This is a genomic window from Bacteroides sp. AM16-13 (assembly GCF_003602705.1).
Classification (GTDB): Bacteria; Bacteroidota; Bacteroidia; order Bacteroidales; family Bacteroidaceae; genus Bacteroides; species Bacteroides xylanisolvens.
Genome location: NZ_QTLK01000009.1, coordinates 182,770 through 199,015 on the forward strand (window position 1 = coordinate 182,770; position 16,246 = coordinate 199,015).

The 16,246-nt window shown below is 40.7% G+C and carries 15 protein-coding genes; 13 read left to right on the forward strand and 2 right to left on the reverse strand.

Annotated features, from left to right (window positions below):
- Positions 1–43 precede the first annotated feature (43 nt).
- From DW173_RS09970 to DW173_RS10025, 12 genes are all read left to right on the forward strand, one after another.
- On the forward strand, positions 44–1,450 hold the full coding sequence (locus DW173_RS09970) for an anthranilate synthase component I family protein (protein WP_087317750.1): 1,407 nt from the start codon (positions 44–46) through the stop codon (positions 1,448–1,450).
- A gap of 133 nt (positions 1,451–1,583) precedes the next feature.
- Positions 1,584–2,150 carry an anthranilate synthase component II gene (locus DW173_RS09975; RefSeq protein ID WP_008770619.1) on the forward strand — a complete coding sequence of 189 codons (567 nt, stop codon included), beginning with the start codon at positions 1,584–1,586 and terminating at the stop codon, positions 2,148–2,150.
- A gap of 4 nt (positions 2,151–2,154) precedes the next feature.
- Positions 2,155–3,150, forward strand: coding sequence for an anthranilate phosphoribosyltransferase (trpD, locus tag DW173_RS09980; protein ID WP_004316609.1), 996 nt, complete (start codon positions 2,155–2,157; stop codon positions 3,148–3,150).
- A gap of 51 nt (positions 3,151–3,201) precedes the next feature.
- Positions 3,202–3,984 carry an indole-3-glycerol phosphate synthase TrpC gene (gene trpC, locus DW173_RS09985; RefSeq protein WP_074705265.1) on the forward strand — a complete coding sequence of 261 codons (783 nt, stop codon included), beginning with the start codon at positions 3,202–3,204 and terminating at the stop codon, positions 3,982–3,984.
- A gap of 26 nt (positions 3,985–4,010) precedes the next feature.
- The gene (locus DW173_RS09990) at positions 4,011–4,640 is read left to right on the forward strand and encodes a phosphoribosylanthranilate isomerase (RefSeq protein WP_008640637.1); all 630 of its coding nucleotides are present in this window, start codon (positions 4,011–4,013) and stop codon (positions 4,638–4,640) included.
- A gap of 12 nt (positions 4,641–4,652) precedes the next feature.
- Positions 4,653–5,423: a tryptophan synthase subunit alpha gene (gene trpA / locus DW173_RS09995; protein WP_004316614.1), complete on the forward strand. Its 771-nt coding sequence runs from the start codon at positions 4,653–4,655 to the stop codon at positions 5,421–5,423.
- Positions 5,424–5,644: 221 nt separating this feature from the next.
- Complete coding sequence (locus DW173_RS10000) at positions 5,645–6,685, forward strand: asparaginase (RefSeq protein WP_049702564.1); 1,041 nt, start codon at positions 5,645–5,647, stop codon at positions 6,683–6,685.
- Between the two features lie 240 nt (positions 6,686–6,925).
- Entirely contained in the window at positions 6,926–9,310 is a 2,385-nt protein-coding gene (locus tag DW173_RS10005; protein WP_049702563.1) for an LruC domain-containing protein, read from the forward strand.
- 234 nt (positions 9,311–9,544) lie between these two features.
- Positions 9,545–9,910: a PleD family two-component system response regulator gene (locus tag DW173_RS10010; RefSeq protein ID WP_004300114.1), complete on the forward strand. Its 366-nt coding sequence runs from the start codon at positions 9,545–9,547 to the stop codon at positions 9,908–9,910.
- A 17-nt stretch (positions 9,911–9,927) separates the two neighbouring features.
- Entirely contained in the window at positions 9,928–11,085 is a 1,158-nt protein-coding gene (locus tag DW173_RS10015) for a sugar transferase (RefSeq protein WP_008022882.1), read from the forward strand.
- 11 nt (positions 11,086–11,096) lie between these two features.
- Positions 11,097–12,044: a glycosyltransferase family 2 protein gene (locus DW173_RS10020; protein WP_008022883.1), complete on the forward strand. Its 948-nt coding sequence runs from the start codon at positions 11,097–11,099 to the stop codon at positions 12,042–12,044.
- Positions 11,996–12,643 carry an acyltransferase gene (locus tag DW173_RS10025; RefSeq protein WP_004316628.1) on the forward strand — a complete coding sequence of 216 codons (648 nt, stop codon included), beginning with the start codon at positions 11,996–11,998 and terminating at the stop codon, positions 12,641–12,643. The genes DW173_RS10020 and DW173_RS10025 overlap by 49 nt, the downstream gene beginning before the upstream one ends.
- Positions 12,644–13,389: 746 nt before the next feature.
- Here the strand turns inward: DW173_RS10025 and DW173_RS10030 are convergent.
- Both DW173_RS10030 and DW173_RS10035 read right to left on the reverse strand, forming a co-directional pair.
- Positions 13,390–14,001, reverse strand: coding sequence for a helix-turn-helix transcriptional regulator (locus DW173_RS10030; protein WP_004312521.1), 612 nt, complete (start codon positions 13,999–14,001; stop codon positions 13,390–13,392).
- The gene (locus DW173_RS10035; RefSeq protein WP_004312522.1) at positions 13,991–14,695 is read right to left on the reverse strand and encodes a hemerythrin domain-containing protein; all 705 of its coding nucleotides are present in this window, start codon (positions 14,693–14,695) and stop codon (positions 13,991–13,993) included. Before DW173_RS10035 ends, DW173_RS10030 begins: the two co-directional genes overlap by 11 nt.
- Before the next feature lie 209 nt (positions 14,696–14,904).
- On the opposite strand from DW173_RS10035, the gene DW173_RS10040 reads away from it, so the two are divergent.
- The gene (locus DW173_RS10040) at positions 14,905–16,080 is read left to right on the forward strand and encodes a phosphoribosylaminoimidazolecarboxamide formyltransferase (protein ID WP_004312523.1); all 1,176 of its coding nucleotides are present in this window, start codon (positions 14,905–14,907) and stop codon (positions 16,078–16,080) included.
- Positions 16,081–16,246 lie beyond the last annotated feature (166 nt).

A 16,246-nucleotide genomic window follows, 5' to 3' on the forward strand; every position in this document is an offset into this window, starting at 1 on the left:
TAGTCAACCATCATTCGCAATCAATAATCAAGCAATTATAGAAATGAAAACATTTAATTATACTACCCATAGCAAACAAGTGCTCGGAGACATGCATACTCCCGTCAGCATTTATCTGAAAGTGCGCGACATGTATCCTCAATCCGCATTAATGGAAAGTTCCGATTATCATGCCGGAGAAAATTCCCTGTCATTTATAGCCCTTTGTCCCTTGGCAAGCATCGGTGTAAACGGTGGCATTGTCACTGCCAACTATCCCGATAATAGCCGTACGGAAGAACCGCTGACAAAAACATTCAATGTAGAAAAGGCCATAAACCGGTTTATCAATCAGTTCCAGGTGACCGGAGATAATAAGAATGTATGCGGGCTTTACGGATACACGACGTTTAATGCCGTGAAGTACTTCGAGCATATCCCGGTGAAAGAAAGTCATGATGAGCAAAACGATGCTCCGGATTTACTATACATATTATATAAGTATGTCATTGTTTTCAATCATTTCAAAAATGAGCTGACATTAGTTGAAATGTTGTCCGAAGGAGAAGAAAGCGGTTTGCCGGAACTGGAAGCAGCCATCGAAAACCGGAATTATGCTTCCTACAATTTCTCTGTAACAGGCCCCGTAACCAGCCCCATCACCGACGAAGAGCACAAAGCAAATGTGCGCAAAGGAATCGCACACTGTATGCGCGGAGATGTTTTCCAAATCGTGCTTTCCAGAAGATTTATCCAACCATACGCCGGAGATGATTTCAAAGTTTATCGCGCACTCCGCAGCATCAATCCTTCTCCTTATCTTTTCTATTTCGACTTCGGAGGATATCGTATCTTTGGTTCTTCACCGGAAACACATTGCAAAATCGAAAACGGCCGCGCCTACATTGATCCGATTGCCGGAACCACCCGTCGCACGGGAGACACAGTAAAAGACCGCGAATTGACAGAGGCTTTACTGGCCGACCCTAAAGAAAATGCAGAGCATGTCATGCTGGTTGATCTTGCTAGAAACGATCTTTCACGTAATTGCCATGACGTACGCGTGGTATTCTATAAGGAACCGCAATATTATAGCCATGTTATTCATTTGGTAAGCCGTGTCAGCGGTATGCTGAATGAAGGCGCAGACAAAATAAAAACGTTTATTGACACGTTCCCGGCCGGTACGTTAAGCGGCGCCCCCAAAGTACGCGCTATGCAGTTAATCAGTGAAATCGAGCCACATAATCGTGGAGCCTACGGTGGTTGTATCGGTTTTATCGGATTGAATGGCGAATTAAACCAAGCAATCACCATCCGTACTTTTGTAAGCCGCAACAACGAACTCTGGTTCCAGGCCGGAGGAGGTATCGTAGCACGCAGCCAAGATGAATACGAACTGCAAGAGGTGAACAATAAACTGGGAGCACTGAAAAAAGCAATTGATTTAGCTGTCAAATTAAAAAATTAACCGTCCCAAATAGTCAGCCTAAAAAATAATTGCTGTTGCCTGAAAAAAGATTCCCGTTGCCTAAACGCTTCTATTTCTTTAGGCAGAAAAGCAGAGATAGTATTTGAACAACCATTTTACAATGACAATAAAAATGAAAATATTACTTTTAGATAACTACGACTCTTTCACTTATAACCTGCTGCATGTAGTGAAAGAATTAGGGGCTACAGATATAGAAGTAGTCCGCAACGACCAGATAGAGCTTGATGAAGTAGATCGTTTTGATAAAATCATCCTGTCTCCCGGACCGGGCATACCCGAAGAAGCCGGCTTGTTACTACCTATTATTAAGAGATACGCTCCGACCAAAAGCATTCTGGGGGTTTGCCTGGGTCATCAGGCTATCGGCGAAGCCTTCGGAGCACGTCTGGAAAATCTCAAAGAAGTATATCATGGCGTACAAACTCCGGTAAGTATCATTCGTCAGGACCTGCTTTTTGAAGGATTAGGAAAAGAAATCCCTGTTGGAAGATATCATTCCTGGGTAGTCAGCCGGGAAGGCTTTCCGGACTGTCTGGAAATAACAGCAGAAAGCCAGGAGGGACAAATCATGGCAATCCGCCATAAAACGTATAATGTACATGGTATTCAGTTCCATCCCGAATCAGTATTAACTCCGCAAGGAAAAGAAATTATCAAAAACTTCTTAAACGATTAAACTTATGAAACAGATTCTATACAAACTTTTCGAACATCAATATTTGGGACGCGATGAAGCGCGCACCATTCTACAGAACATCGCGCAAGGGAAATATAACGATGTGCAAGTGGCCTCACTCATCACCGTCTTTCTGATGCGTAATATTTCCGTAGAGGAATTATGCGGTTTCCGTGACGCACTGTTGGAAATGCGTATTCCGGTCGATTTGAGTGATTTCGCTCCGATTGATATCGTAGGAACCGGAGGTGACGGAAAAAACACATTCAATATTTCTACAGCTTCCTGCTTTACAGTTGCCGGAGCCGGCTTCCCGGTTGTGAAACATGGTAACTATGGAGCAACGTCGGTCAGTGGTGCCAGTAATGTAATGGAGCAACACGGTGTAAAATTCACCAGTGATGTAGACCAACTGCGTCGCAGCATGGAAAAATGCAATCTTGCTTATCTACATGCCCCTTTATTCAATCCGGCATTAAAAGCAGTAGCTCCGGTTCGTAAAGGATTGGCAGTGCGCACTTTCTTCAATATGCTCGGTCCATTGGTAAATCCGGTATTACCTGCTTACCAACTGTTAGGAGTTTACAATCTACCGTTACTTCGCCTTTACACCTATACTTATCAGGAAAGCAAGACGAAATTTGCCGTTGTTCATAGCCTTGACGGATATGATGAGATTTCTCTGACCAATGAGTTTAAAGTGGCAACCAGCGATCATGAAAAGATTTACACTCCCGAAAGCCTCGGCTTCTCCCGTTATAAGGATATTGATCTGGATGGCGGACAAACACCGGAAGATGCAGCTAAGATTTTCGATCATATCATGAATAATACAGCTACGGAAGCTCAAAAAAATGTAGTGATAGTCAACTCTGCTTTCGCTATCCATGTGATTCGTCCGGAAAAGACAATTGAAGAATGTATTGCTCTTGCCAAAGAATCATTGGAAAGCGGACGTGCATTAGCAACACTAAAAAAATTCATCGAATTGAATAGTTAATTTGATTTACGATTAGCAAGTCTGATTATAAATATAAAAACAAACGAACTAATGAAAGATATATTATCCGAGATTATAGCAAACAAACGATTTGAAGTTGACCTGCAAAAGCAGGCTATTTCTATCGAACAATTACAGGAAGGTATCAGCGAATCTCCGACTCCCCGCTCTATGAAGCAGGCATTAGCCTCTTCCACATCAGGTATTATCGCCGAGTTCAAGCGGCGCTCTCCTTCCAAAGGATGGATACAAGAAGAAGCGCGTCCGGAAGAGATCGTTCCCTCCTATGCAGCGGCAGGTGCCTCCGCCCTTTCCATCCTTACTGATGAGAAGTTTTTCGGAGGAAGCCTGAAAGATATCCGCGCCGCACGCCCTTTGGTGGAAATTCCCATCCTTAGAAAGGACTTCATCATTGATGAATACCAGCTTTACCAAGCTAAAATTGTTGGTGCAGATGCCGTACTTCTCATTGCAGCCGCACTAGAACCGGAAAAATGCAATGAACTTGCAGAAAAAGCCCATGAATTAGGACTGGAGGTCTTATTAGAGATTCATAGTTCCGAAGAACTGGCGTACATCAACAAAGGAATAGATATGGTAGGTATCAACAACCGTAATCTGGGTACTTTCTTCACCGATGTAGAAAACTCTTTCCGCCTGGCCGGACAACTTCCTCAAGATTCGGTACTGGTATCTGAAAGCGGCATCTCCGATCCGGAAATAGTTAAACGCCTCCGGGCAGCCGGATTCCGGGGATTCCTGATCGGCGAAACATTTATGAAAACACAGCGACCGGGAGAAACTTTACAGAATTTCCTGCAAGCCATTCAATAAACTAATTATTCAAAACGGACAGCCCTATGATTAACGGAAAAATTATCAAAGTATGCGGTATGCGAGAAGCTGAAAACATACAGGACGTAGAGGCTATCGAAGGCATAGATATGCTGGGATTCATCTTTTATCCTAAATCTCCCCGATGTGTCTACGAGCTTCCGGCTTACCTGCCCACTCATGCCCGGCGTGTCGGCGTCTTTGTCAATGAAGATAAGCAAGTGGTCAGCATGTATGCTGATCGTTTCGGACTGAATGATGTGCAACTCCACGGAAATGAATCGCCGGAATACTGCCGGTCCTTACATTCTACCGGATTGAAAATCATCAAGGCCTTTTCCGTAGACCGCCCCAAAGACTTGAAAAAGGTGTATGACTACGAAAAAGTCTGTGATCTTTTTCTGTTCGATACCAAATGCGAGCAATATGGTGGTTCGGGAAATCAATTTGATTGGAGCATATTACACACATATAACGGAGATGTACCTTTCCTTTTGAGCGGAGGTATCAACTCATACAGTGCCAATGCCCTGAAAGAATTCAAGCATCCCCGGCTTGCCGGATATGATCTCAACAGCCGTTTTGAAACCAAACCGGGAGAAAAAGATCCGGAGCGTATCCGGACATTTTTAAACGAATTAAAATCATCACTTTAAAATTCCAACGTCATGAATAGAATTAATCAACTTTTCAATAGCAACAAGAAAGACATACTTTCTATTTATTTTTGTGCCGGCACCCCCACTTTAGATGGTACTGCCAATGTAATCCGCACACTCGAAAAACATGGAGTAAGCATGATTGAAATCGGTATTCCTTTCAGTGATCCGATGGCAGACGGCATTGTTATCCAGAATGCCGCTACCCAAGCATTGCGCAACGGCATGTCTTTAAAACTTCTTTTTGAACAATTGCGGGATATTCGCAAGGACGTAAAAATACCACTTGTATTCATGGGGTACTTAAATCCAATCATGCAATTCGGATTTGAAAACTTCTGCCGTAAATGCGTGGAATGCGGTATTGATGGTGTTATCATCCCCGATCTCCCTTTCCGTGATTATCAAGAACATTATCGTATCATTGCAGAGCGCTACAACATCAAAGTGATTATGCTCATCACACCGGAGACCAGCGAAGAACGGGTACGCGAAATAGATACACATACCGACGGATTCATTTACATGGTTTCATCAGCAGCAACTACCGGAGCACAACAGAATTTCAACGAACAAAAACAGGCATACTTCAAGAAAATAAAAGATATGCATCTGAACAATCCGTTGATGATAGGATTTGGTATCTCCAATAAAGCGACATTCCAGGCAGCTTGCGAACACGCTTCCGGAGCTATCATCGGCAGTAAGTTCGTTACTCTGCTCGAAGAAGAAAAAGACCCGGAAAAAGCCATCCTTAAATTAAAAGAAGCGGTGAAATGATTTATGATTTATGATTTATGAATTATGATTTATGTGAATCAGCAGTTGAAGCCAAGTCATTGGTAATTCTAATAAATTAATCAAGTGTGAGGGACGTGAGGGAGGTTCACATGAATGATAAATCTACAAAATCATTCGAAAACTCATAAATCATAATTCATAAATCATAAATCACTATTTTTTCCTATCTTTGCCAGCGTTTTAACAGTAATTCAACAATTATGAGAGCAGAAACCCCTTCCGTTTTGTTAATTTACACGGGTGGAACTATCGGAATGATAGAGAATCCGGAAACAGGTGCCTTAGAAAACTTCAACTTCGATCATTTGCTTAAGCATGTACCCGAACTAAAAAGATTCAACTACCGCATCTCTTCCTACCAATTTGATCCCCCTCTCGACTCTTCGGATATGGAACCTGCTTACTGGGCAAAGCTAGTAAAGATTATCAATTACAATTATGATTATTTTGATGGTTTTGTCATCCTTCACGGAACAGATACGATGGCTTACACAGCCTCTGCATTAAGCTTTATGCTCGAAAACCTAAGCAAGCCCGTCATTCTCACCGGTTCCCAGCTACCAATCGGAACTTTGCGCACAGACGGAAAAGAAAATCTCATCACAGCCATTGAAATCGCAGCTGCCAAAAACCCGGATGGTACGGCCATCGTTCCTGAAGTTTGTATTTTCTTTGAAAATCATTTGATGCGTGGCAACCGTACCACCAAAATTAATGCGGAGAATTTTAACGCTTTCCGCTCTTTCAATTATCCACCCTTGGCACGGGTAGGTATCCACATCAAATATGAACCCCATCTTATCCGGAAACCAGATCCGACAAAACCATTAAAGCCGCATTATCTATTTGACACCAATGTAGTTATTTTGACCCTCTTCCCTGGTATCCAAGAGAGTATCGTAACTTCTCTGCTTCATGTTCCCGGATTGAAGGCAGTTGTCATGAAAACCTTCGGTTCAGGAAATGCCCCGCAAAAGGAATGGTTCATCCGCCAACTAAAAGAAGCTACCGATCGCGGAATTATCATTGTCAACATCACACAGTGTGCCTCCGGAGCAGTAGAGATGGGACGTTATGAAACAGGAATGCACCTTTTGGAAGCAGGTGTAATCAGCGGATATGACAGCACTCCCGAATGTGCCATAACAAAGCTCATGTTTTTATTGGGACATGGATTACCCAACAAGGATATCCGATATAAAATGAACTCCTGCTTAATAGGAGAAATTACTAAGTCTTAAATTAAATACACTTAATATAATCCTTTGATTTTCATTTTAAGCGGTCTTATAAAAGTGAAAATCAAGGGATTCTCTTCATCATCACCGAGACTTCATCAAACCTAAACGAGCCAAAGAAGAACCAAAACGGAAGTATAGTTGTTTTCACCCTATAAAATAACAGAAAAAACATTTCCAATAAAAGATATGCAGTTATTTTTGTGATGGATTTGGTTACAAACAATCAAGCAATAATACATTATGATGAAGAAAACAGTTCAATTTGTGCCCATTATTGCAATAGCAATAGCAGGTACTATGTTTAGTTGTGTGGACTCCGGAAAGGATCTCTATGATCCGTCTTATGAAACACCTAACCCGATGGGAAACGGCTTTGCTGCTCCCGATGATATCGATTGGAACATGATAACCACAAAAAATGTTTCAGTCGAAGTGAAAGATGAAGAAGGAGGGCAATTTGCTTATTTAATTGAAATATATGCAGAAGATCCTTTGACTAACGAAAATGCTTCCGTACTCGCTGCAAGGACAGCTAACAAAGAAAATAACTTTAAATTTACAGCTGCTGTCAGCCTGCTTCCCACTCAAAAGGGTATTTACGTGAAACAAACTGACCCTAGAGGACGTGAACAGGTATATCAGTTCGATGTGCCCGAAAACAGCGATAATATTACCTGTAAGCTCTATTATGCAGAATCTGCAGCACAAAATAGAGCATTAATGAGTCGTGGTGTCGCTACTAGAAGCCTTGCATTTAAAAAACCGGATTATTCTTCCATACCAGCTGACGCTAAGGAAGTTACAGAAATGACAGGAACTACTTTACTGCGTAATGCTAATTACAAAATCACCTCTGACTATAATGGTATATTCAAATTTGACGGATATGACGGTGATATTGCAACCAGAGTTTATGTAGATGCCCAATGGACTATTCCTGCAACTTTCCAATTCCAGAACGGAATTGAAATCATTGTGATGAACAATGCAAAGATTAATGCATCAGGAACCATGACGTTCATCAGAAACTCCATGCTGACTATCATGGAAAAAGGAGAAGTAAACGCAGACGATGTATCATTCACTAATGGAGCGCCTGCTGCATTAAGAAACTGGGGGACACTGGCGGTAACAAATACCATGATTCTGCATTCCGGTGCAACACTCTACAACGAAGGAACCATAACAAGCAGAGACATCTCAATCAATTCTAACACAAAAATTGTGAATGATAATAAAATTGAGCTTGAAGGTACATTAAATCTGCCATCTAATTTCTCACTAGAAAATAACGGAGAGATTTATGGTAAGGAATTAATTGCAAATTCTAATGCTGTTGCTACCAATAACAACATCATGAGATTTACAACTATCAGCCTCACCAATACAACATTCAACAATGCTTGCAGTCTGGAAGCCACAACTTCTTTCTATGCAAACGGAGCAACATTCAACTTTACCCAAGGATACTTAAAAGCTCCTACGATGGAGTTTGTTAATGGGACAGTCAACTTGAGCAATGGTTCTATGCTGGATGCAACTACAAGTATTTACATGAATACAGCTCATGCTAAATTTTACGGAAAAGGCGAAAATACTTCTATGATAAAATCTCCGGTTATAACCGGACAAGGTTTTACGTATGATGGAAATTTAGTTATTGAATGTGATAATCATGTTGAAAAGAGCCCATATTGGAACAACTTCTATGTACAAAATGGCGCATACTTTACTAAAATGGGAGAATCCAAAGTCGTGATAGAAGTCTGCACGGGTACTAAGAATAATGGAAATGAAGGAGAAGAACCAGAAGATCCTAAATTCCCGATCATCATGGATGACACTCGTAATTACGCTTATCTATTTGAAGACCAGTGGCCTTTATATGGAGATTACGATATGAACGATCTTGTTTTGATTATCAAAGAAAGAAAGATTTCCATCAACAAGGATAATAAGGCAGAAGAGTTCACGCTAAGTCTTGATTTATCGGCTGCGGGAGCTACGAAGAGCATCGGAGCTGCTATCATGCTGGACGGTGTTCCTGCCAGTGCTATCACACAACCGGTGGTGTTCAGTGATAACTCTCTTGCTAAAAACTTTAATGTGAATAGTAATAAGATTGAGAACGGCCAGGACTATGCTGTTATCCCATTATTTGACGATGCTCACAACGCATTGGGAAGAGACCGTTACGAACAGATTAATACCATTAAAGATCATTCTGCCAATACGAATCCTAAAAATATCAGTTTCACTATCAAGTTCAGCAACCCAATTTCTGTGGATGAGCTTAATATCAACAAACTGAATGTGTTCATCTTCGTAGAAGGAAACAGAAACCAGCGTAAAGAGATCCATATCGTCGGTTACCAACCCACTAAGTTAGCAAATACCGACTTGTTCGGAGGCAACAACGACGATAGCTCTACTTCCCGCAAAAGATATTACATCAGTAAAGATAACCTAGCATGGGGAATCATGGTTCCGACAGACTTCAAATGGCCTTTGGAATATATGAATATCAAATCTGCTTACTCGCTGTTCGAAAGTTGGGTAACAAGTGGCGGTACTAAGAATGAAGAATGGTGGAAAACTTTTGATTCATCAAGAGTCTATAAATAAGCCAAACAGTCAATCATCAACACGGATTTCATGAAAGTTGAAATCCGTGTTTTTTCATCAAGATACTGTTAGTCGCAATTAATAGAAAAAAAACATATATCACGAATTTTACTCTCCAGAATGGAGATTATTCTAAAATAATATCTATATTTGCAGTGTATCACAAACATAATGTGACAACAATCTCAATCAATAAATCAAATAACAAAGCAAGCGATAGAAAGGTCTATTCGTATGAAGAAAAAAATATTACTAGTCGACGATAAATCGACAATCGGAAAAGTGGCCGGTGTGTATCTAGGAAAAGAGTATGATTTTACCTATTTGGAAGATCCCATCAAAGCAATAGAATGGCTTAATGAAGGCAATGTACCTGACCTCATTATTTCAGACATTCGTATGCCTCTTATGATGGGTGATGAATTTTTAAGATACATGAAGAACAATGAATTATTCAAATCAATTCCTATCGTTATGTTATCCAGCGAAGAAAGTACAACGGAAAGAATCAGACTACTGGAAGAGGGAGCAGAAGACTATATCCTGAAACCATTCAACCCATTGGAACTCAAAATCCGAATCAAAAAGATTATTGACTAATACCGGGTCTTCTACACATGCAATATTTTGTTTATATAGGCAGAGATAGCAAAACAATAGAACTACTCTCCCGACTAAGTATTGGGGTATTCTATGCTGCGTCCAATTGTAGCAAAGCTGTCAAAGTATTGGAGAAAATACGCGAAAAATATGACGCAGCCCTATTTTTCGAACAGGTGAACTTATCCCAAGATATTGCAGATATCCAATACATGCGCAAAAAATATCCGGGACTTTATATGATACTCGTCATCGATTCCTTGTCTAAGGAAGAAGCATCCGAATATCTTAAAGCCGGCATTAACAATACAATCAAATATGAAACGAGCCAAGAGGCTTTAAAGGACTTATCGACTTTCCTTAAACGAAGAAAAGATCAGAAAATAAAGGCACTTCAGCTTAAAACACAAAATATTAATGCTTTCCGATTGCCTTTATGGAAACGAACTTTTGATATATTCTTTTCGGGAATGGCGATATTATGCCTTTCTCCTCTCCTAATATTTACTGCATTAGCTATCCGGTTAGAAAGCAAGGGCCCCATTATCTACAAATCCAAGCGAGTAGGAAGTAACTATCAGATATTCGACTTCCTTAAATTCCGTTCGATGTACACTGATGCCGACAAGCATTTAAAGGATTTCAATGCTCTTAACCAGTATCAACAGGAAGATGAGGATATTTGGGGGGAAGAACTGGAACCGGATATTAATGAAGAAGCCGACGAAGAAGAAATCCTCCTGATATCGGACGATTTCGTAATCTCCGAAGAAGACTACATCAACAAGAAGTCCAAAGAAAAAAGCAATGCTTTCGTTAAATTGGAAAATGACCCGAGAATAACAAAGATAGGACGCATTATCCGTAAATATAGTATTGACGAATTACCCCAGCTTATTAATATTTTAAAGGGGGATATGTCAATAGTAGGCAACCGTCCTCTCCCACTCTACGAAGCCGAATTGCTGACAAGCGATGAGCACATCGACCGTTTCATGGGGCCGGCCGGATTGACCGGTTTATGGCAGGTAGAGAAAAGAGGCGAAGCCGGTAAACTTTCTGCCGAAGAACGCAAGCAGTTGGATATCACCTATGCAAAGACATTCTCTTTCTGGCTGGATATAAAGATTATTCTGAAAACAGTTACTGCATTCATTCAAAAAGAGAACGTATAATCTCCTTTCAGATGATAGACTCTTATATCTACATAATAGATGATCTGATATTCTTTTGTACAGGGCTTTTGCTGCTATACCTCTTTGTGATGGCCGTAGCTTCACATTTCAAACATATCACTTATCCTAAAGCTCAAAAAACATATCGTTGCGCTATTCTCGTTCCGGAAGGAAGCCTTCTTCCGGAAATATATAAAGAAGAATCATACGAGTTTATCACATACAGCGATCTGTATCAGGCAATCAACAGCTTAGACCAGGAGCATTACGACCTGGTTCTCTTTCTGTCCCATACAGCCTCTGCTTTATCTCCGCAATTTCTGGACAAAATATACAATGCATACGATGCCGGTATACAAGCCATCCAGCTACATACGGTAATAGAAAACCGCAAAGGTTTCCGTAATCGCTTCCGTGCTATACGTGAAGAAATAAAAAACAGCCTTTGCAGAGCCGGTAATACACAATTCGGACTATCCTCCCATTTGCTGGGAACTAATATGGCAATCGATCTGAAATGGCTGCAAAAGAACATGAAAAGTTCCAAAACCAATATTGAGCGAAAGTTATTCCGGCAGAATATATACATTGATTACCTGCCGGACGTAATTGTATACTGCCAATCCGCTCCGGTCTGCCCTTATCGGAAACGTATCCGGAAAACGACTTCCTACTTGCTCCCTTCCATATTTGAGGGAAACTGGAGTTTCTGCAACCGGATCGTACAACAATTGACACCTTCTCCACTTAAATTATGTATCTTCGTAAGCGTTTGGGCTTCGTTGATAACCGTATACAATTGGACCTTATCATTCGGATGGTGGATCGCACTCTTCGGTCTATTAATCACTTACAGCCTGGCAATCCCTGATTATCTGGTAGAAGACAAAAAGAAGAAAAAACATTCAATATGGAGAAAAAAACACTTAAACAACGAATTAAAGAAAACCCCGGCTTGAAACAGGCTGTGCATCGTTTCATCATGCATCCCGTTAAAACTCGCCCCAACTGGTGGATACGGCTCTTCGATTTCATATACCTGAAACGTGGAAAGGGTTCTGTCATCTACCGGAGTGTCCGCAAAGACCTCCCTCCTTTCAACCGGTTCTTCTTGGGAAAATATTCTGTTGTCGAAGATTTCTCCTGTCTGAACAATGCAGTTGGCGACTTAACAATCGGAGATTATACACGCATCGGATTAAGAAATACAATCATAGGTCCGGTTCATATCGGCAACCACGTCAATCTGGCACAGAATGTAACAGTCACAGGACTCAACCACAATTACCAGGATGCGGAAAAGATGATTGATGAACAAGGAGTCAGCACACTGCCTGTTGTCATTGAGGATGATGTATGGGTAGGCGCCAATTCGGTCATTCTACCGGGAGTAACCTTAGGAAGACATTGCGTAGTGGCTGCCGGAAGCGTAGTCAGTCATTCCGTTCCACCTTATTCAATATGCGCCGGATGCCCTGCAAGAATCATAAAAGCATACGATTTCGAGACTAAAGAGTGGAAGAAAGTAGAGAAAACGCCTGCCACTAACCATAAATAGTGAGAACTACTACATAATATACCTCATAAAGGTGATTGTGACTCATACTGAAACGAACTATCTTTGCAGTATCAGAATTGAATTAATTAGTCATAATTTTATTACGTAGCCACATTTAAGTAAAAAATGAAATAGAATCCTGCCGAAGCGATTTCGTCGGGATTTTGTTTTTTATTACCCTCCTAACCTGCAAGATCAAGCAACCCTATTCATCGATAAGTTTTCGTCTACAAAATAGTGACGCTATCCGGCAAGGATAGTGACGGTATATGTCCGGGATAGCAACGGTATCGTTGTCATATACCGTCACTATTTTTTCGCTTGCATGGACCCTTAAACCTACTATATAGTCTATACTAATAATACTCTCTGTTTAACCCATAACAATGCGACAGACTTAAATCCCATATAAATAAAAAAAACGAGCTAATTCTTTTTATAGAACCACTCGCCACCGCATCAGAAAAGCCTAAAGGCTTTTCCATAGTACCTCAAATTTCCTGAAAACTAATCTTCTTTTTACCTAAAAACGTCTTACCTATTGTTATCCTTTTACCTTCTATTAAAAACTTATCCTATTGAACTAAACTAAAAAACTTTTAATACCTTAAACTGTCTAATCTAATACCTCTATTTAATATTTTCTTTTACCTTATAAACTAACAGCAATTTCTCAACTGCTTTGCAAAGGTACGAATATTTTTCGTGTGCGCAAACGGTTTTATATTTTATAACACTTCCGCAGGCTATAAGTCTTTCACATCGCTCAATGCAACCAGCTTATTTACAATAGCATAGATAGTCAAACCGGCAGCACTATGTATTTGCAATTTTTTGCTAATATTTCTCCGGTGTGTAATCACCGTATGAATCGACAAAAAAAGCTTTTCCGCTATTTCCTTATTTGTCATTCCCTTCACCACACAGATAACGATTTCCTTTTCCCGCTGGCTAAGCGTATCCTGATTATCCATCCCTTCTTCTTCAGAAACCACATTCAGCAAACCCGCAATTTTCTTAGAAAGAGTTTCCAAATCATCGAATATTGAAATAGACTCATCATACTTACCCAATAATGAAGCATCTACAAAAGAAGTAACCAACGCTATTAAACGTATCCTTTTACCAGATATTTCTTCTCGAAACTTAGCTACATCAAAGTAATCACCAAAAGCAGGATTGACAATCAACATCTCGGGACATTGCGTCCGGACGCAATCGTGCAAAGCTTCAACAGACAACAATTCTATTGGTTGCACTTTTACGTTAGAAAGACGCTTCAATGCAGCAGTCAACCCACCACGAATAATTACAGAGGTCTCTGCAATAGCTATTCGAACAACTTCGTTATTTTTCATTTTCCCTAATCCTCCTTTCCAAATTCAGAATAGCAGGAACAAAAATATAGTCCTCAACCTTGCAATGAGATTCCAGTCCGGCTTCACAAGCATATATGTCGAAAAGAGCCGCGTTCAGAAGATTCTCATTTGCTTTGGCAGGGCAATATTTTATAATGATATTTTTTAGTTCTGTCAACTTCTCCCCTACCTGATCGTGATGTTTGGAAAAGGTACTGATCTGATAGTTTTTGGGAGCATTTCCCTTAATCAATGAATCGACATACTTAAAGACGGTTTTCTCTTCATAATCCATGTGCTTACGCACTTCTCGTGTATATTCATCAAAAAACTTGAGAATAAGAAAAGCTACATCGTCCTGCGAACAATCAATTGCCTCGATCAATTTACGACGAATAGCCGGAAGAGAAAAATCAAGAAAATAAATATGTGCCTGCCGCAGATAATCAATCAATGCAGGTATGGAAATATCATCTTTATCCCCATCGAGCCGGGAAAAGCCTTCAGCCATAAAGTTGACTACAATCAGAAAAGTCCGACAGTCCACTCCATTTAGTTCACAAACTTCTTTGACTGTTTTGTCACCAAACCCCAATGAAAGCCCAAAACGACTCATCACTTGCAACAAAGAATAATTATCGCTGATGAGATCGATCATCTTATCAGTCGGCTTGTATTTCTGTAAATTATCCATCATACCTATGTATATTAGAGAGTACAAAGAAACGGAATATTTTGCTGAAATGCAATCATCATTTATAGGTATTTTAAATCATCATTTATTGGCAAATACTAATTATACGCTACTATTTTGTGGCACAACTTTAGGCAAGCTAGTCTTTTTTTAGTAATTTTGTCGCTATCTATTTGTAATTAGTAACTCATAATTTTATATTTAATAAAATGGCAAACGAACTCGAGCTGAAATACGGCTGCAACCCCAATCAAAAGCCTGCCCGTATCTTCATGAAAGAAGGAGAACTCCCCATCGAAGTATTGAACGGACGTCCCGGTTATATCAATTTGTTGGATGCGTTCAACAGTTGGCAATTAGTGAAAGAACTGAAAGAGGCTACCGGACTGCCGGCTGCCGCTTCTTTTAAACATGTCAGCCCTGCAGGTGCTGCTGTTGCGGTAGAAATGAGCGACACGCTGAAAAAGATTTATTTTGTGGACGACATGAAACTGTCTCCATTAGCTACAGCATACGCCCGCGCACGTGGCGCAGACCGTATGTCATCTTACGGAGACTTTATCGCATTGTCCGACACCTGTGATGAAGAAACAGCACGCATCATCAACCGTGAAGTATCCGACGGCGTCATTGCTCCTGACTATACTCCCGAAGCACTGGAGATTCTGAAGAATAAAAGAAAAGGAACCTATAATGTAATAAAGATAGATCCTGCATACCGCCCGGCTCCTATCGAACACAAAGATGTATTCGGAGTGACTTTCGAACAGGGAAGAAACGAATTAAAGATCGATGAGAGTCTTTTGAAAGAGATGCCTACGCAGAATAAGGAAATTCCGGCTGATGCGAAACGCGACTTAATCATTGCCTTAATCACTTTAAAATATACGCAATCCAATTCGGTGTGTTATGCCAAAGACGGGCAGGCAATCGGTATTGGCGCAGGCCAACAGTCACGCATCCACTGTACGCGTCTGGCAGGAAATAAAGCAGATATCTGGTATTTACGCCAACATCCGAAAGTGATGAACTTGCCATGGATTGAAAAAATCCGTCGTGCAGATCGTGACAACACTATCGACGTTTACATCTCGGAGGATTATGACGATGTATTGGCAGACGGCGTTTGGCAGCAGTTCTTCACAGAAAAGCCGGAAGTGCTGACACGTGAAGAAAAACGGGCATGGCTGAATACGATGACAGGTGTAGCTTTAGGATCGGACGCTTTCTTCCCATTCGGAGATAATATAGAACGCGCGCATAAAAGCGGTGTCAGCTACATTGCACAACCGGGTGGTTCCGTACGTGATGACCATGTGATTGGAACTTGCGACAAATATAATATGGCAATGGCATTTACAGGCATCCGCCTATTCCACCATTAACAATATCGACTATTTTTATTCCATATATCCCCATTTATAATGAGAATGAGACAAATCTTCCATTATAAATGGGGATTTCCTATTTCTTCAAGCCCCTCTATCTTTGCAGCGTTACGTGCGACAAGAGGTCTCACAAGTAATTGTTCAGCATCATGTCTGAACCTAT